Source organism: Corynebacterium sp. UMB10321 (assembly GCF_030228725.1).
Classification (GTDB): Bacteria; Actinomycetota; Actinomycetes; order Mycobacteriales; family Mycobacteriaceae; genus Corynebacterium; species Corynebacterium pseudogenitalium.
This window is the reverse complement of sequence record NZ_JASOZC010000002.1, coordinates 37,508-54,397: the sequence shown is the minus strand read 5'-3', so window position 1 is coordinate 54,397 and position 16,890 is coordinate 37,508. Positions and strand designations below refer to the sequence as shown.

The 16,890-nt window shown below is 66.6% G+C and carries 16 protein-coding genes and 1 other RNA gene; 6 read left to right on the top strand and 11 right to left on the bottom strand.

What is annotated here, in order from left to right:
- Positions 1-729, top strand: a complete 729-nt coding sequence (locus QP752_RS03245; protein WP_284804410.1) for a hypothetical protein — start codon at positions 1-3, stop codon at positions 727-729.
- A gap of 1 nt (position 730) precedes the next feature.
- Here the strand turns inward: QP752_RS03245 and QP752_RS03240 are convergent, their stop codons facing one another.
- From QP752_RS03240 to thrC, 3 genes are read right to left on the bottom strand one after another with little or no spacing between them, the layout of a single operon-like run.
- On the bottom strand, positions 731-1,756 hold the full coding sequence (locus tag QP752_RS03240) for a trypsin-like serine protease (RefSeq protein ID WP_284804408.1): 1,026 nt from the start codon (positions 1,754-1,756) through the stop codon (positions 731-733).
- Positions 1,746-1,889, bottom strand: coding sequence for a hypothetical protein (locus QP752_RS03235; RefSeq protein ID WP_168156175.1), 144 nt, complete (start codon positions 1,887-1,889; stop codon positions 1,746-1,748). Before QP752_RS03235 ends, QP752_RS03240 begins: the two co-directional genes overlap by 11 nt.
- 3 nt (positions 1,890-1,892) lie before the next feature.
- A complete protein-coding gene (gene thrC, locus QP752_RS03230; RefSeq protein ID WP_284804406.1) occupies positions 1,893-3,347 on the bottom strand; it encodes a threonine synthase in 1,455 nt (484 codons plus the stop codon).
- Positions 3,348-3,418: 71 nt separating this feature from the next.
- On the opposite strand from thrC, the gene QP752_RS03225 reads away from it, so the two are divergent.
- Positions 3,419-4,747 (top strand): nitrate/nitrite transporter, encoded by a 1,329-nt coding sequence (locus QP752_RS03225; protein ID WP_070362165.1) that lies wholly within the window; start codon positions 3,419-3,421, stop codon positions 4,745-4,747.
- Here the strand turns inward: QP752_RS03225 and QP752_RS03220 are convergent.
- Genes QP752_RS03220 through glnA form a run of 3 tightly spaced genes read right to left on the bottom strand, consistent with a single transcriptional unit; the run spans position 4,744 to position 9,459 of the window.
- Entirely contained in the window at positions 4,744-5,055 is a 312-nt protein-coding gene (locus QP752_RS03220) for a hypothetical protein (RefSeq protein WP_070363461.1), read from the bottom strand. The genes QP752_RS03225 and QP752_RS03220 overlap by 4 nt on opposite strands.
- A 15-nt stretch (positions 5,056-5,070) precedes the next feature.
- Positions 5,071-8,115: a bifunctional [glutamine synthetase] adenylyltransferase/[glutamine synthetase]-adenylyl-L-tyrosine phosphorylase gene (locus tag QP752_RS03215; RefSeq protein WP_284804404.1), complete on the bottom strand. Its 3,045-nt coding sequence runs from the start codon at positions 8,113-8,115 to the stop codon at positions 5,071-5,073.
- Between the two features lie 9 nt (positions 8,116-8,124).
- Positions 8,125-9,459: a type I glutamate--ammonia ligase gene (gene glnA, locus QP752_RS03210; RefSeq protein ID WP_070363460.1), complete on the bottom strand. Its 1,335-nt coding sequence runs from the start codon at positions 9,457-9,459 to the stop codon at positions 8,125-8,127.
- A 106-nt stretch (positions 9,460-9,565) separates the two neighbouring features.
- Between glnA and QP752_RS03205 the strand changes: the two genes are divergently transcribed.
- Positions 9,566-11,116: a CYTH and CHAD domain-containing protein gene (locus tag QP752_RS03205; protein WP_284804401.1), complete on the top strand. Its 1,551-nt coding sequence runs from the start codon at positions 9,566-9,568 to the stop codon at positions 11,114-11,116.
- Between the two features lie 21 nt (positions 11,117-11,137).
- Here QP752_RS03205 and QP752_RS03200 read toward each other — a convergent pair whose 3' ends face one another.
- Entirely contained in the window at positions 11,138-11,341 is a 204-nt protein-coding gene (locus QP752_RS03200) for a hypothetical protein (protein WP_284804399.1), read from the bottom strand.
- Between the two features lie 37 nt (positions 11,342-11,378).
- Between QP752_RS03200 and QP752_RS03195 the strand changes: the two genes are divergently transcribed.
- The gene (locus tag QP752_RS03195; protein ID WP_284804397.1) at positions 11,379-12,572 is read left to right on the top strand and encodes a galactokinase; all 1,194 of its coding nucleotides are present in this window, start codon (positions 11,379-11,381) and stop codon (positions 12,570-12,572) included.
- 2 nt (positions 12,573-12,574) lie between these two features.
- Here QP752_RS03195 and rnpB read toward each other — a convergent pair.
- From rnpB to QP752_RS03175, 4 genes are all read right to left on the bottom strand, one after another.
- Positions 12,575-12,988, bottom strand: an RNA gene (gene rnpB, locus QP752_RS03190) — RNase P RNA component class A.
- 40 nt (positions 12,989-13,028) lie between these two features.
- On the bottom strand, positions 13,029-14,192 hold the full coding sequence (locus tag QP752_RS03185) for a bifunctional RNase H/acid phosphatase (protein WP_252932136.1): 1,164 nt from the start codon (positions 14,190-14,192) through the stop codon (positions 13,029-13,031).
- Between the two features lie 4 nt (positions 14,193-14,196).
- The gene (locus tag QP752_RS03180; RefSeq protein ID WP_284804394.1) at positions 14,197-14,880 is read right to left on the bottom strand and encodes a zinc ribbon domain-containing protein; all 684 of its coding nucleotides are present in this window, start codon (positions 14,878-14,880) and stop codon (positions 14,197-14,199) included.
- Between the two features lie 17 nt (positions 14,881-14,897).
- Positions 14,898-15,743 (bottom strand): Nif3-like dinuclear metal center hexameric protein, encoded by an 846-nt coding sequence (locus tag QP752_RS03175; protein WP_070362158.1) that lies wholly within the window; start codon positions 15,741-15,743, stop codon positions 14,898-14,900.
- Positions 15,744-15,778: 35 nt separating this feature from the next.
- Between QP752_RS03175 and QP752_RS03170 the strand changes: the two genes are divergently transcribed.
- Together QP752_RS03170 and QP752_RS03165 are read left to right on the top strand one after the other, a co-directional pair.
- Positions 15,779-16,426 (top strand): HAD hydrolase-like protein, encoded by a 648-nt coding sequence (locus QP752_RS03170; RefSeq protein ID WP_284804391.1) that lies wholly within the window; start codon positions 15,779-15,781, stop codon positions 16,424-16,426.
- Positions 16,416-16,880, top strand: a complete 465-nt coding sequence (locus QP752_RS03165; RefSeq protein WP_284804389.1) for a low molecular weight protein-tyrosine-phosphatase — start codon at positions 16,416-16,418, stop codon at positions 16,878-16,880. Before QP752_RS03170 ends, QP752_RS03165 begins: the two co-directional genes overlap by 11 nt.
- Positions 16,881-16,890 lie beyond the last annotated feature (10 nt).

Below are 16,890 nucleotides of genomic sequence, written 5' to 3'. Positions count from 1 at the left end.
ATGTTGCACACCACCACTGATGACTCCGCACAGTCTGGCGCTTTGCTTCGCCGGGTGCCAACTGCACTGTTTGTGGCGGTGTACGGAGCGCTCGTGGTGGTGCTGGCCTCGCTGGCAGTCGCGTTGTACGCCTACCAGCACAACGCTCCGCAGGAGACTCGGCTGCAGCGCGAACTAGTGTTTCAGCCCGAGGCACCGCAGGCCGACATCGCGTCGATAGAAGCGAGCATCCGGCCGTACCTGATCGCGAACGCGGAGGTGCACGAAGCACACCGCGGCGCAGCGCTGCGCGGCAACATCACGGATACCGCGGTGCAAGAAGTGGACTCGTTCTCGGGCCACCTGTCGCGTTTGCTGCAGCAGAACTGCATCCCCGGCGTCGAGCTGCGCACGGGCAGCAACCTCAACGTGAGTTTGTGGGACTACTGCCACGACGCTCCAGCCCCGGAGTCGATTGCGCAGCAAATGCGCCTCGCGCTGAGTTACGACGCCGACTTCGTTGGGTTCCTGCACTACCCGTTCGGACAGAAAGTCAAGGTAACGTGGATGAACGTGGCCGACGAGGCTGATCGCGACAGCCTCTTCGCAATGTGGGAAGACGTTGGCCTCCCCGACGGCTTCGTCGAGGTGATTTACCAGGCTTACGGAGCTGGCGAAGTGACCACGCTCGAGATTGATGACAAGGGCAAGCACGACTTGCAGACGAACCCGACGCCCGATACGCAGTAGCTCACCACTGCTGTTCGACCCACTGGGCGTCCGGCACGACGCGCTCGATGACGCTCAGAATTTGATCAACGTTGGAGTAGGACATCATGATCGGGTCCTCCATGCCTTCCCAGCACTCCTCTCCTGAACGGTCGGCTTCCGTCCCGGATACCACGCCGATGATGGTGGCGCGCCCATTCACGTCTGCGAAGACGGGGCCGCCCGAGTCGCCGGAGGAGGCGCAGACGCCTGCGATGTCGCCGCGGGACTCACGTTGTTCTTCGTCGTCGTGGGCGGTCACGATCTGAACGCGGCTCGCGGCCTCGAAGTGGCCGCAGGTGTAGCCGGTGGTTCCGCCGGTCTTGCAAACGCGGTCAACGGGCCCAATGTCGGCGCCGATGCCAGTTGGGATCGGGTCGCCGACGAGCGGCACAGCGCGGTCCGTGTCGTAGATCTCGATAATGCCGACGTCGATGCGCTCCGCCTCTGGGTCCTCTACATCAGGGGTGTAAAGCCCGGAGTAGATAAACCTGCCGACTTCCTGCGAGTAGTCGTTCGTGTCCGAGGCCCCCTTCGGCCACACCAGGTTGCCTTCACGCCCGCAGTGCCCGGCGGTGACGGCGTAGGAGCGGCCGTCGGCACCCGAGAACGTGAACGCGACGGTGCAGGACTGCGCGGTGAAGCGCTCCCCCGGCTCCGGGTAGTGGTCCGTGGACTGGATCAGCGAGCCCGGCGCCCACGGTGCGAACTCGGGCACCAGGATCCGGTTGCCCGTTGCCGCGGCAGGCGGTTGCTCCCCGGGTCGCTGGACGGCTTCCTGGGCTTGGCGCTCCTCGGCGGTGCGCGTGTCTATTTCAGAGGTGTGCAGGCCCAGCCACACCACCATCCCGACCAAGCACAGCGCGGTGACGATGACGGTAAACCACGCGGCACCACCTAGCCCGCGACGAGGCGCCGACTGCCCTACTGGGGCGACCGGCTCCGGGAACGTCCACTGTTGCCCGTCTTCGGGCTGGTATTTTTTGGCGAGGTCGCCGCTACTGCTCATCGCCCGCTTCATCGTCAGCGAAGGCGGGGTCGCCCTTGGCAGCTTCTTCCTTCTGAATCTTCATGTCTCGGATGAACTTCTCGGGGTCGAACTCGGTGAAGTACTCCGGGCCTGCGAACTGTTCCTGTGCCATGTGCTACTTCCCTTCGATGGAGTCTTGGATAAAGGCTTTCACGGCGTCGGCGTCATTCGGCAATTCGGTGACGTGCCGTGGTTGGTCCATGATGCCACGGAAACGCTCGGGCACCTCCGGCTGGGTCCCGGTGGCCTCGACGATGGTCTCGGCGAACTTCACCGGCAGCGCGGTCTCAAGCACGACGACCGGGGTATCGACGTCGCCACTCACGGCGCGGGCGGCGTGGACCCCGTCGGCGGTGTGCGGATCAATCAGCACGCCGGAGCGCTCGTGGACCTCGCGAATGGTCGCCACGCGGTCAGCGTGGGTGGACGAGGAGGAGCAGAAGCCGAACGCGTCGCGGATGCGGTCGAGGACGTCTGCGCCGCCGAAGTCTCCGAAGTCGCTGGCGTCAAAGCCTCCGCTGTTCACTTTGGTGCCGAAGAGTTCGCTGGTCAGCGCGGCGTCACGCCCGACGGCGTCGAACATCATGCGCTCGAAGTTCGATGCCTTCGAGATATCCATGGACGGCGAGGACGTTGCCTGAGTCTCGGCCGCGCTGCGCGGGCGGTACTGGCCGGTGCGGAAGAACTCGTCGAGGACGTCGTTCTCGTTGGTAGCCACGATCAGGCGGTCAACGGGCAGGCCCATCCGCTTGGTGATGTAGCCCGCGCACACGTCGCCGAAGTTGCCTGTCGGCACCGAGAAGCTCACCTTCTGCGAGTTGCTCTCGGTCACACGCAGGTAGGTAGAGATGTAGTAGACCGTCTGGGCCAACAGGCGTGCCCAGTTAATGGAGTTGACGGCGCCGATGGCGTACTTCGCCTTAAAGTCGGCGTCGCCGTTGACGGCCTTGACCACATCCTGGCAGTCGTCGAAGACGCCATCGAGGGCAATGTTGAAGATGTTCGGATCGTCCAGGCCAAACATCTGGGCCTGCTGGAATGGCGTCATCCTGCCAGCTGGGGTGAGCATAAACACGCGGATGTTATCGCGGCCGCGCATCGCGTACTCGGCAGAGGAACCGGTATCGCCGCTGGTAGCGCCCAGGATGTTCAGGTGGCGGCCGCGGCGGCCAAGCTCGTACTCGAAGAGCTCGCCGAGCAGCTGCATCGCCATATCCTTAAACGCCGCGGTTGGCCCCTCGGAGAGGTGTGCCAGCCACAGGTCGTCCTCGAGTTTGGTTACGGGGACGATGGCGGCGTCGTTAAATACGGGGGTGCGGTAGGCGCGGGCGGTGATCGCTTCGATGTCGGCGTGCGGGATGTCGTCGATAAAGAGCTTGAGCACTTCGGCGGCGAGTGCCGCGTACCCGCGCTCGGCGAGCAGCGTGCGCCAGCTGTCGAGCTGCTCGGGGCTCAGCTGCGGGTACTCCACGGGAAGGAACAAGCCGCCATCCGGGCTTAAGCCCGTGAGCAGGATGTCGGTGAACTTGTAGGTTGTGCCTGCGGTATCGCGCGTTGAAATGTAATCCACGGTTGCACAGTCTACGTGACGCACCGGACCCGCATGCCGGATTGCCTAACCGAGGGAGTACCTTGTACCGCATGCCCCATTCCAACTCCCCTGTCTCCCAGACCAACGACCCACAGCAGCGCGTCACCCGGCGCGCCCTTTTTGTGTGGTTCGGCGCAGTCGCGGTGTACGTAGTCGCCATCTTGGGCCGCACGTCCTTCGGCGTCGCGGGAGTTGAGGCAATCGACCGCTTTGGTATCGACGCCTCGCGCATCGCCGTGTTCACCGCAGTACAGGTTGGCGTGTACTCGTTGGCGCAGATCCCGACCGGGGTGCTCATCGATAGGCAGGGTCCGCGCTTCATGCTGATCGTCGGCGCACTCGTGATGGCGGTGGGCCAGATCCTGCTCGGGTTTACGTCCTCCTACCCTGTCGCGCTTGCGGCTCGCGTGCTGATCGGCGCGGGCGACGCCACGGCGTTCCTGGCAGTGATGCGTATCCTGCCGAGCTGGTTCCCTCCCCGCAAGACGCCGCTGTTTACGCAGCTGTCCACTGCGATTGGGCAGATGGGTCAGTTCCTGTCCGCGGTGCCGTTCTTGGCGCTGCTGCACGCGAAGGGCTGGCAGGTCGCGTTCGTCTCGCTCGGTGCGGTCGGGGTGCTCGTGGCGCTCGCCGCGGTGGTCGCAGTGGCGGACGCTCCCACGAAGCCTGGCGAGGAGGCTGCGGCCAAAAGCGCAAAAGTGCCGCTTCGCACCACGCTCTCGACGGTGGTGCGCTCACCGGTGTGCTGGGAGGCATTCTTCATCCACGGGTTCTCCATCTTCCCGATGGTCACTTTCACCCTGCTGTGGGGTGTGCCGATGATGACGCTCGGCATGGGCTTGAACGAGCAGGAGGCCGGCACGGTGCTCATCGTGCTGACGGTGTGCATGATCGTCGCATCGCCGGTGCTCGGTGCGGTCTCTGCGCGCTTGGGCGTGCGCCGTGACATGGCGGTCATCGTGCTGTGCTCGCTGACGCCGCTGATGTTTTTGTGGTTCTTTTCGACGTCCACTCCGCGCGGCTTCGGAGCGATCCTGGCGGTGGTGATCGTGATGGGCACGGTGGTGCCCGCGTCCAACTTCGGCTTCGATAACGTGCGCGAGCACGTGCCACCCGCCATGGTGGCGACCGGGACCGGCCTGGCCAACATGGGCGGGTTCACATCCTCCATGGTGGCAGCCCAGGCGGTGGGGATTTTGCTGGACCACTCGGCAGATTCGGTGCAGTACACGTGGGAGGACTTCCAGTACGCCTGGATCGCGGTCTACGTGCTAGCAGTCCTGCTGATCGTGGGCCTGCTGGTGGCACGGGCGAAGGCGCAGCCGCAGATGCGCCGACTCAAGATCGTCGAGCAAGCGCCACCAACGAAGGCAAACTAGCGCCGCGGGGGTTCCTGGCGCCCGGTCAGGATGTCAACGACGGAGCGGATGGCGGCGTCGCCAAGCTGCGGCAGCGCCGAGGATCCGGGCGTGGAGACCGTGGTCGGCCCCTCACCTTCGCGGGTGCGCTCGGGCACGCGCTGCTGGTGTGCATCCGTGGTGCCGGGCTCCACGGCGATGCTCAGCGTGGAATCTGCCAGTTCGAGTTCGGTGTCGGGGGTGACGCCGGCGACGCGGGCGGCGTCGACAAGCGCGACGAGGTCCGCGAACGTTGCATTATCAAGGTCAATTGAGATCTGTACAGCCATGGGCACCAGCATAAGTTATTCGAACTCGTGCGACGGCGCCTCGCCCCAGAACACCTCCTCCACCACGCGATATGCGCGGCGGGTGGTGCGCCGGTAGTCCTCCAGGAACTGCTGTTGGTGCTCCGGGCTGTAGCCCGCGGAGCCTGCGACGGGGCCGAGCTGTGTGCCCGGCGCGGGCAGCTGGTCGGTGCGCTTGCCGGTGACGAGCACGATGGCGTTGCGGGCCCTGGTGGCCATCAGCCAGGCCTCGCGCAGTTGGCGGGCCTGCTGCGGTTCAATCACTTGCGGTCGGTCGTCGTTTGGGTCGGCGAGGTAGTCGAGGGCCTCCAGCGTGGAGGTGGTGTGCAGCGCCGGGTGGGTGTGCGCGTGCATCATGGTGAGCAGCTGCACGGTCCACTCGACGTCGGCGAGCGCCCCGCGGCCCAGCTTGGTGTGGGTGGCGCGGTCCGCCCCGCGCGGCAGGCGCTCGTTATCCACGCGCGCCTTGATGCGGCGGACTTCCCTGATATCACGCTGGCTGGCGCCCTCGGGCGGGTAGCGCACCGGGTCGATGACGCGCAGGAAGTCCGCGCCGAGATCACGGTCCCCGGCGATGGTGACGGCGCGCAGCAGCGCCTGGCGCTCCCACACCTCGCCCCACTCGGTGTAGTAACGCTCGTAGGACTCCACCGTGCGCACCACCGCGCCGGAGCGCCCCTCGGGGCGCAGTCCGAGGTCGACCTCGAGGGGTGGGTCGGCGCTCGGCTTGGCCAGGCGCGCGCGCATCGCCTCAATGACCTTGGCGGCCCACACGGTTGCCTCGTGGTCGTCGTAGCCCTCGTTGGCTGCGGCAACCACCATCACGTCCGCGTCCGAGCCATAGCCGAGCTCCGCCCCGCCGAGTCTGCCCATCCCGATCACAGCGATGCGCGCCGGCGCTGGGCGCTCGGGGTCCTGGTGCTGAGCGCGCATCTCGGCGGCGAGCGCGGCGCGCAGGACGGCGTCCCACACGTAGGTGAGCTCCTCGCAGACCTGGCGCACCTCCATGAAGCCGAGCAGGTCGGCAGCGGCGATGCGCGCGAGCTCCGCCCGACGCAGCGAACGCGCCACCGACACCGCGCGGTCCGGGTCCTCGTAGCGCCCGGCGGCAGCGACGATCGCCTTCTCTACCTGGTCGGGTGCAGCCTCAAGGAGGCGCGGCCCCGAGGAGCCATCGCCGAAGAGTTTGACCACCTCAGGCGCCGCGATGATCAGTTCGGAGGCGTACGGGCTGGTGCCCAGGATCTGCATGAGGCGCTGGCTGACCACGCCCTCGTCGCGCAGCATGCGCAAAAACCAGCTCTTATCCTCCGCCGCCTCTGAAAGCTTGCGGTAGTTCAACAGCCCCGCGTCCGGGTCCGCGGTGCCACCCAGCCAGTGCATGAGCGACGGCAGCAGGATCGCCTGCAGCTTCGCCCGGCGCGAGGTGCCCTTCACCAGCGCGGTGAGGTGGTCGTGGGCGCGCGCCGGGTGGCGGTAGCCGAGTGCGGCGAGCTGGGCCTTGACGGCGTCGGCGCTCAAGGTAGCCTCGCCGTAGCTCAGGTTCACCACCGCGCTAAGCAGCGGACGGTAGAAAATGCGTTCGTGCAGGTTGGCCACGGTGAACCGGACCTGCTTGAGGCGGGTGCGCAGCGCCTCGGTCGCGGTCGCGCGTGGGCCGGTGCGGAAGCCTGAGGTGCGCGCGAGCCACCGCAGCGCTTTCGCGTCGTCGGGTTTGGGCAGCTGGTGGGTGCGCTTGAAGCGGGTGAGCTGCAGTCGGTGCTCGAGCAGGCGGAGGAACTCGTAGGCGTCGATCAGCTTGGCGCCGTCCTCGCGGCCGATGTAGCCGCCGTCGGTAAGCACCTGGAGCGCGTCGACGGTGTTCTTCACCCGAATGCTTGGGTCGATGCGCCCGTGCACGAGTTGGAGCAGCTGGACGGCGAATTCGACGTCGCGAAGCCCGCCGCTGCCCAGCTTGAGTTCGCGCTCGCGCAGGTCTTTCGGCACGTGCTCGAGCACGCGCCTGCGCATCGCCTGGACGTCCTCGACGAAGCTTGTGCGTTGCGACGCCTCCCAGACCAGCGGGCGCAACGCCGCGATGTAGCGCTGCCCCAGCTCGGCGCTGCCTGTCATCGGGCGCGCCTTGAGCAGCGCCTGGAACTCCCAGGTCTGCGCCCACCGTTTGTAGTAGGCCAGGTGGCTGTCGACGGTGCGCACGAGCGCGCCGGACTTGCCCTCGGGGCGGAGGTTGGCGTCGACCTCGAAGAAGCACGCGGTGCCAAGCTGCATCACGGTGCTGGCGGTCTTGGTTGCCGGGGCTGTGGCTGGTTCGGCGACGAAGATGACGTCGACGTCAGAGATGTAGTTCAGCTCGCGGGCGCCGCACTTGCCCATCGCCATGATCGCGAGGCGGGAGTCGGGGTCGTCGTCGCCGTAGGTTTCGCGGATGGCGACGGCCAGCGCTGCGGTCAGAGCGGCGTCGGCGAGCGTTGTGACGTACTCGGTGACGTCGCGGTAGCCCACCTCACCTGCGAGGTCGGAGGCGGCGATGCGCATCATGAGGGTGAGGTAGTGCTCGCGAAGCGGTGTGGTGGCGCTGGCGTGACGCGACCACTCCTGCCCCGCCCGGTAGGTGCCGGGGGTGGTCAGGTCCTCGCTTGCTGTGTCGCCCTCGAGGCCCGCGGGTGCGGCATCGACGGCCGCGAGCATCGTGCGGAAGAGCTCCTCGCTGCCTGGGAGCGGCTCGAGCAGGCTGCACCAGCGCTGCGGGTGCGCCACCAGGTGGTCGGACAGCGCCGTGGAGCCGCCGAGCAGCGCGAACAGCCGGGTGCGGAACTGGCCGTCGGCCGCCAGGTGGGACTGCACGTCCTGCCAGGATGGGGCGTCGTCAAGCGCGCTGAAGAGACGGTAGAGCGTGTTGAGCGCCAGGTCTGGATCGCCGGCGTCGGCAAGCGCTGCGAGCACCTTCGCATCCGTGATGCCGAGTGTGGTTAAGTCCTCGGCGGCGCGGGGGCTGGTCAGCCCGAGCTTCGCAGGGTTCGGCAAGGGTGCATCTGCAGACATGGTGTTTCCTTAAAGGTCGATGCCGCTTTCGATCTCCCACGGGGTGATCTGGGAGGTGTAGGCGTGGTACTCGTCCCACTTCGAACGCAGGAAGAACTCGAAGACCTGCTCCCCGAGCACTTCCGCCATAAACTCGGAGCGCTCCAGGTGGCGCAGCGCCTGGTCGAGCGAGTTCGGCAGGTCGCGGTACCCCATCGCGCGGCGCTCCCGGCGAGTCAGCGCGAATACGTCGTCGCGGCTTGGCTCGTCGAGCTCATACTCGCCCTCGATGCCGCGCAAGCCCGCTGCCAGCACCGCCGCGTACGCAAGGTAAGGGTTGCAGGCGGAGTCCAACGAGCGGACCTCGATGCGGCGCGAGTCCGCCTTGTGCAGGCGGTAGGTGGGCACGCGCACCATCGCGGAGCGGTTGGAAACGCCCCACGTCGCCGCGGTCGGCGCCTCGGAGCCGAACTGGAGGCGCTTATACGAGTTGACCCACTGGTTCGTCACCGCGGAGATCTCGTTGGCGTGCTCGATGATGCCCGCGATGAACTGGCGGCCCGTCTTAGACAGCGAAATCTCATCGTCCGGGTCGTGGAAGGCGTTGGTCTCCCCCTCCCACAGCGAGAAGTGGGTGTGCATCGCGGAACCATCCATGTCCGCGAACGGCTTCGGCATGAACGTGGCGTGCACGCCATTGGCTTCCGCGACAGTCTTCACGATGTAGCGGAAGGTGACCACGTTATCGGCCATGGTCAGCGCGTCGGTGTGCCGCAGGTCGATCTCCTGCTGGCCGGCGCTGGCCTCGTGGTGGGAAAACTCAGTGACAATGCCCATGTACTCCAACGCGGCGATCGCCTGGCGGCGCAACTTCGGCGCCTCGTTGCGCTTCGCCTGGTCGAAGTAGCCGCCCTTGTCCGCCGGCACCGGGTCCTCCCCAGGCATGTTCTGCTTGAGCACGTAGTACTCGATCTCGGGGCTGGCGTTGAACTCGAAGCCGAGCTCACGCGCGTGCGTCATCTGGCGGCGCAGTACCTGGCGCGGGTCGGCGTAGAGCGGGTCGCCGTCCGGCATGGTGATGTCGCAGAACATGCGGGCGGTCTGCAGGCCGGTGCCTTCGTCGAACGGCAGCGGCTGGAAGGTGGAGGGGTCCGGGCGCAACAAGGTGTCGGACTCGGAGATGCGGGAGAAGCCCTCGATGGAGGAGCCGTCGAAGCCCACGCCCTCGTCGAAGGCGGCCTCAAGTTCGGCGGGGCTCATCATGACGGTTTTCAGGGATCCGAAAATGTCAGTGAACCACAGGCGGATGAACGCGATGTCGCGCTGTTCAACCATGCGAAGTACGTTTTCCTGTTGCGTGTCCATAGTGTTGTACCCTACTGCGCCTGCGCTCATGCCGCCGCGAAAGTGGGCGAACGCGTTAGACTTTGCGGTGACCGCACATGCTTCGTGTTGAAAGTAGGGCTTCGCCGTGGCTGCACCACATGAGTACGTAGAAATTGAGATCAAGTTAGCTGTCGACGACTCCACCGCCGTCCCCGACATGCGGCAGCTGCCGGGGGTGTCCGCGCTCGCGGGCACGAGCCACCAGCAGCTCTCCGCAATCTACTACGACACGGCTGACCTGCGCCTGACGCGCGAGAAGATCACGCTGCGCCGCCGCACGGGAGGCCCGGACGACGGCTGGCACATGAAGATTCCGGCAGGTCAAGGCCGCACCGAGCTACGCTGCCCACTGCAGGACCCGCACACGGTCCCGCAGGAGCTTGTCGACGCCGTCCGCGCCATCGTGCGCCGCCACCCGCTGCAGCCCATTGCCCAGGTGGACAACCACCGCGTGGAAACCATCCTCGCCGACGAGGAAGGCCAGCCCGTCGCCGAGTTTTGCGACGACCACGTCTCCGCCCGCTCGCTGCTACCAGGGGGTTCGCACACCACTTGGCGCGAGTGGGAACTCGAACTCACGGAGCAGGTCGCGGGTACCAACGCAGGTGCGTCCCTGCTGCGCCAGGCGGAGCGCTACCTGCTCTCCTCCGGCGCTCGCCCGTCCTCCTCGCCGTCGAAGCTGACGTCCGCGCTCGGGGACTCGTTGGCGAAAGCTCCGCTGCCTCCGCACCTCACCGAGGCGCACCTGCCCGCGGATTCCCCGCTGCATTCTCTGTTAATTTCCGTACGCACGCTTCGCGACACCATCGTCCACGGCGACCGCGCCGTACGCGCCGACCAGTGGGACTCGGTGCACCAGCAGCGAGTGGCAATCCGGGAGCTGCGCTCCATCCTGCGCACCTTCGACGGGCTCGTGCAGGGCGATGCGTTTTCGAAGATCGAGAAGGAACTCAAGCACGTCGCGGGCGTGCTCGGGGTGGCGAGAGACGCTGAGGTGGTGCACGCCCGGTGGTTGCAGCTGCTCGACACTGACGACTCCGGCTGCATGGATGATGCTGCCGCAGCCCACCTGCGCGAGGATATGCACAGCGTGTACAAGCTCGCGCACCGCAACATCGTCAACATGTGCAACAGCGACGCCTACCTCAACCTTCTCGACGCCATCGATGAACTCATCGCAAACCCTCCCCAGGTGCGCGAGGGCATCAAGGACAGCGACGAAGCCCTGGCCCGCCACGTGCGCAAGGCATATAAGAAGCTGATGAAGCGCCACGCCAAGGTCGACGACCGCTACCACGACACGTCACTGCCGCGCGCGAAGCGCGAGGCCTACGTGCACGACGTGCGCAAGGCAGCCAAGCGGCTGCGCTACGCAGCGGCAGCCACCGGCGACCCGAAGTTCAAGCGCCTTATCAAGGCCTGCAAGCGCCTGCAATCGATGCTGGGTGATTTCCAGGACTGCGCGACCTCGCGCGAGGAGCTGCTGGTGCTTGCGAAGCTGGCGCGCCAGCGCGACGAGGACGTGTTCGCCTACGGCATGTGCTTCCAACGCGAACTCCGCGACGGTGAAAAGGCACTGCGCGGCTACTTCGGCGCGATCCGCGAAGTAAAGAAGGCGGCGCAGAAAGCCCTGTAAGCCCTGTACGTGCAGTAGGGGCTACTTCTCCCAGGAAGGTGGGGTACCCCAGTTGTCCTCGGCGGCGTCCTCCGCGTCCGCCTGCTGGTTACGCGCGGCCGCGATGCGCAGCGCATCCTCGGCTTCCTCGCGCGTCTTGTAGGGGCCCATGCGGTTTTCCCAGGACTGTTCTTTGCCCTCGGTGATCTCGCCGGTGGTCGGGTTGTAGTAGAAGTTTCCGTTCATGGCGCCCACCTTAGCGCCGCGGGTATGGTTGTGCCCTATGAATGTCCAACAGGAGATGCGTGCTGCGCATGCCCACCACGCTGGCTGCGCCCCCGACCATGTGGCGTCCGCGCCGGCAACCGTGGTGGTGGCTGGTGATGGCGTCGATAGTTATGGCGGGGCGAGCATCATCGGGCTTGGCCCGCAGCGGGTGTGTGCCGCGGTGAGCCGCAGGTCGGACGATGTTATTTCGCTCCAGTTCACGCGTGTCGACGGCCAGGTCCTCGCCGCGACCACCACCCTGGCGGCGCTCAACGCGCCCACCGCGGGCACCGAGGAAGCGCAGCTCGCGCACCGGATTACCGGGTTGATCCATACGCTGATCCACCGCCAGGTCCTCTCCCGCGAGACCACGGGAATGGACATCTCAGTGGTCTCTCACGTCCCGCACGGTGTTGGCCTCGGCGAGATTGCCGCGGCAGAAGCCGCCATCACCCTGGCGTGCGCCGGCGCCCACGACGATATCGACGCCCCTCCCCTGCGCACGAAGCTTGCGGAGGTCTGCGCACAGTCCGCCACCGCGTACGCCACGTCCAGCCCGCTGAAGGCGCGCTACACCGCGGCGCTTCGCGGCCACGGCACCACGCTGAACCTTGTGGAACAGGCAGACGGCTCGGTCACGCAGATCACCCACCCGGAGCGCCTTGGCCTGCGAATGTTCGTGGTGGCCAAGGAGCAGGCTGCGCAGCCAGACGCGTTCGCGGAGTCGATGCGGCGGCGCCAGGAGTTCATCGAGACGGCAGCTGCAAACTTCGGCGTGGCCTCGCTGCGCCAACTACCGGACGCGACCGCGCGCGTGGTCCAGTGGGTGGAGGCCCGCCACACCGTTGGCGATAGTTCCGCACCGGATCCACAGCGCGCACGCGCAGTGCTGCAGCGCTGTGAGGACGAAACGGCACGCGCACTGGGTGCGGCGCAGGCGTTGCGCTCGCAGCAGATCGATGCGCTGGTCAACGCGCTGCACCCCCACGCGGGTGACGCCGCCGATGAGGCCCTGGCGACCCCGGCGCTGCTGAGCCAGCTTGCGTGCGAGTGCGGAGCGAGCGTCGCTAGACCAGCCGCACCTGGAGTCTCCCAGTCGGTGCTGGCGCTGGTGCCGGCGTCGAAAGCCGAAAACTTTGCCTCCCGGATGCAGGAGAACCTGCTGGTCATCCCGGTCACGACGGGTGAGGTTGGCAGGATCGAAGTGTAAGGCGAATGAGCCAGCCTATAAGCCGGATTCTGTACCCACGCCCGTAGGCGCGGGCGGCAACCATCCATCTGTGCGTCCCATCGCTGGGCGCATCAAGCAGCTACCTTCGGACTGGGCGGGCAGCCTCATCACGTCCGACGACCCCAGCCTTGCGGCTGCGGTTCTTGCCTTGCTCCCGGTGGGGTTTACCTGGCCACGCACATCACTGTGCATGCCGGTGCGCTCTTACCGCACCCTTTCACCCTTACCCACCCAGTTGCCTGGGTTGGCGGTGTACTTTCTGTTGCACTTGCCCGCGGATCGCTCCGGGTTGCTGTTAGCAACCACCGTGCCCTGTGGAGTCCGGACTTTCCTCGGTCCCCGCCAGCCACAACGCGTGTGGCGGTTCGGGGCGACGCGGTCGCCCGGCCGGCTCATTCGCACTGTGCCACTCTACAACACAGCGGCCGGTGCGCTTTATTTTCGGTGGTGGGCGACGTCGTTGACGCAGCGCACCACGCCCATCTCCCCGTAGAACTCCACCACAGAAATCGACGCCAAGTCCAGAAACAGGTGCTTGAACACCTCGGCGCTCACGTTCAGCCCCTGGCGGATCACCGACTTGATCGGCGTGGTGTGCGCCACCAAGAGGATGGTTTTGCCTTCGTAGCGTTCCTGGACGCGCAGCCGGGCACGCGTGACGCGGCGGTGCAGCGATGCCAGCGACTCCCCGTTCGGCGGCGCGGTGGCGGCGGAGGCCTGCCACGCCTCGAACTCCTCGGGGTAGCGCTGCTGCGCGTCCTGCCTGCTGAGCGCCTCAAAGTCACCGAAGTCCACCTCGCGGAAGCCCTCCTCGGTGACGATGTCCTCGTGCGCAATCCCGAGCGCGTCCGCGCAGGCCTGCGCGGTTTGCTGGGCACGCGCCTGCGGTGAGGCAACGATCACGTCGATGTGCCCCATCTCCGCAAGCGCGGCCGCGGCCCGGCGCGCCTGCGCCTGCCCGATTTCGGTGAGCGGCGGGTTGGCTTGCCCGCTGTAGACGCGGCGGGCGGAGTGTTCGGTTTGGCCGTGGCGCAGCAGCACGAAGCGGGTGCGTGGGGCGTCGGTGCCGGACCAGTGGCCGGGGCTGGCGGTCTCGTGGGGCTGCGCCTCTTTTGGTGCCGCCGGGGCAACCTGCTTGGCCGCCTGCTTCGGTGCTTGCGCAGGCGCCTCGTGCGCGATGAGGCCCTTTTTGCCCTTCGCGGCGGCGTCCATGGCTACGTTGGACAGCTCGTCGGCCTTCTTGTTCTTGGCGCGCGGCACCCACGTGTACGTCACCTTTGTGCACGTGCGTGCAAGCTGCTTCGCCTCCAGTGCGAGCTGCTGCATGTCGGGGTGCTTGATCTTCCAGCGCCCGTTCATCTGCTCGACCACAAGTTTGGAGTCCATGGACACGGCGACTTCGTCGGCGCCGGCGTCGATGGCGGCCTTCAAACCCTCGATGAGTCCGTGGTACTCGGCCACGTTGTTCGTGGACTTCTTGCCCACCGCGTAGACCACTTCCGCCAGCGTCTCCCCGTCCGGGCCGTAGACGACGGCACCGCTTCCGGCCACGCCGGGGTTGCCGCGGGAGCCGCCGTCGCAAAACATGGCTACCTTCATGCGCCTACTCCTGTACCTGGGTGCGTACCAGCAGCGTGCCGCAGTTCGGGCACATCGGGACCTCGTCGGCCGGGGTGGCGTTGACCTGGTTGCGCTCGGTGGCGGGCAGCGCGATGAAGCAGCCGTTGCAGGTGCGGCCGTTGAACGCTGCGGCGCCGATTTCGTCGTAGGCCTCGAGGACGTCCGCGGGCAGCTGGTTGCGCAGCGCTTCGGTGTCCACGCGCTCGGGTGCCGGGAGAGCGTCCACGGCGCGCTGCGCGGCCTCGACCTTGCGCTCGAGCCCGTCCAAGCGAGCCCCATGGTTGTCGCGGTTGTTGCGCAGCGCCGCGATCTCGTTGTGGGCCTCCTTCAGCTCGTACTGCAAATCCGCGATACGCGACTTCGTGGTGTAACGATCGTGTTGCAGGTCCTTGCGGCGCTCCTCGTCTGTCTCCGCGCCGAGCATGCGCTTGTTGTCCAGGTCGCGGCGCTTGAGCTTGCGCTCGTCTTCCTGGATGCGCAGGATCTCCAGCTCCATGTCGTCGACGGCGAGCTGCGCCGCAGACGCCGCGCCGCGCATGCGCTCGAGCTCCGCGGTGAGGCGCTGCAGCTCCTTTTCCTCCTCGCTCGTGGCCTCGGGGTGGGCGGCCTGGCGGTCAGCCTTGGCAAGATTCAGTAGTACCTGCTGGAGTTCTACGGCAAGTTTCACGGGGAAGCACTGCTCCTTTACTTGGCTTGATTCGGGTGGGCGGAAACGGTCCACGGGTCCGTGCGCACCGGGATGATGCACGTTTCCACGCCTAGCGGGTTCACGATACCCTCTGCCTGCTGCGTCCACGGAAATTCACTCGCCCAGTGCGCAGTATCGATCACGGCGGGCCCGCCCGCACGCAGGTGCTCGTCGACTGGGTGGTGGCGCAGGTCCGAGGTGACGTAGACGTCGACACCGAGCGCCCTGGCGTCGTCGAGGAAGCTGTCGCCCGAGCCGGAGGAGACGGCAACGGTGCGCACCATCTGCTCCGGGTCGCCTGCGGCGCGCACGCCCCACACAGTCTCAGGCAGGGCGTCGGCCACGCGCTGGGTGAACTCGCGCAGGGTCATCGGCTCAGGCAAGGTGCCCACTCGCCCAAGGCCGGTGGCTCGCTCGAGTGCCCCCGGCGTATCGACGTCCACATCCCCCACCGGGCGAATCGGCCTACCGGGCCGAATCCCGACGAGCTCCGCCAACTTGTCATTGACCCCCGGGCGCGCCGAGTCCGCGTTCGTATGCGCCGCGAACAACGCGCAACCGCCGCGGATGAGTGTGTGCACGACCTTGCCCTTCGGTGTATTGGCCGCAACCGAGTGCACCCCGCGCAGCAGCAGCGGGTGGTGAACCACCAGCATGTCCGCGCCTTCCTCCAGCGCGCGCTCCACCACGCTCATCGTGCAGTCCAGGGCAAACGCCACCTTGTGCACGGGCTCGTCCGGGTCGCCGCAAATCAGGCCGACCTGGTCCCAGCTTTCGGCGAGTTCAGGCGGGTAGGCGGCCTCGAGTGCCGCGACAATGTCTCCTACAGTCTTCGTCGTCATGGCAACTAGCCTACAAACCTGGAATGCTGGTGGGCGTGACGCTCCAAACAAACCGCCCGACCGTGCTCTTTGACGTCGACGGCACCATCCTCGACTCCTTCCCAGGAATCCGTGAAGGCTTCCTGCGGGGGCTCGCCGCCATCGACGTCGCAACGCCTGATGAAGCGTTCATCGCGAAGATCCCGGGGCCGCCGATGCGCGAGTCCTACGAGAAGGCCGGGTGCACGCCCGCGCAAGTCGACGCCGCAATGCAGGTCTACTCCGACTTCATGAGCACCAACGGGTGGCAGCAGTTCACCGTCTTCGACGGCATGGCCGAACTCATCGCCCAGCTTGACCGGGATGGGTTCCGGGTGGGCACGGCGACGTCCAAAAGCGAAACCTTCGCCACCCTTGCGCTGCAGCGCGCGGGCATCTGGCCGCACCTGGACTTCCTCGGCGCCGCCGACCACGAGCGCGGCCGCAGCACCAAGATCGCGGTGCTGGAGTACGTCCACGACACCTTCGCACCAAAGCGCCCCATCATGGTCGGCGACCGCACCCACGACTTCACGGGTGCCGCCCACTTCGACATCCCGTCCGTCGCCGTGACCTGGGGCTACGGCGACACCGAGGAGTGGGCACAGGCCACCCACACCGCACAAACCGCAACCGAGCTCAAGGAGATCCTCTATGCATATTGATTTCGTGTGCACCGGCAACATCTGCCGCTCACCCATGGCGGAAGTGATCATCGCCGCCAAACTTGCCGACGCCGGCCTCGCCAACAACGTCCGCGTCACCTCCTCCGGCATCGGCGGCTGGCACGTCGGCGGACCTGCTGACCCACGCGCCGTCGCCGAACTTGCCGACCACGGCTACGACGGCACCCGCCACCGCGCCCAACAGTTCGGCGCCAACCAAATCGACGCCGACCTCATCGTCGCACTCGACACCAACCACGTCTCCGAACTCATCGCCCGCGGCGTCCCCGAATCCCGCATCCGCCTCCTGCGCTCCTTCGACCCAGCCGCCCCCGAAGGCGCCGGCGTCGAAGACCCCTACTACGGCGGCGCCGACGGCTTCCAAACCACACGCGAACAAATCGAAGCCGCCGCCCCAGGTATTATCAGCTGGGTCAAAGCGCAGCTAGACTAGCCGGAGAAAG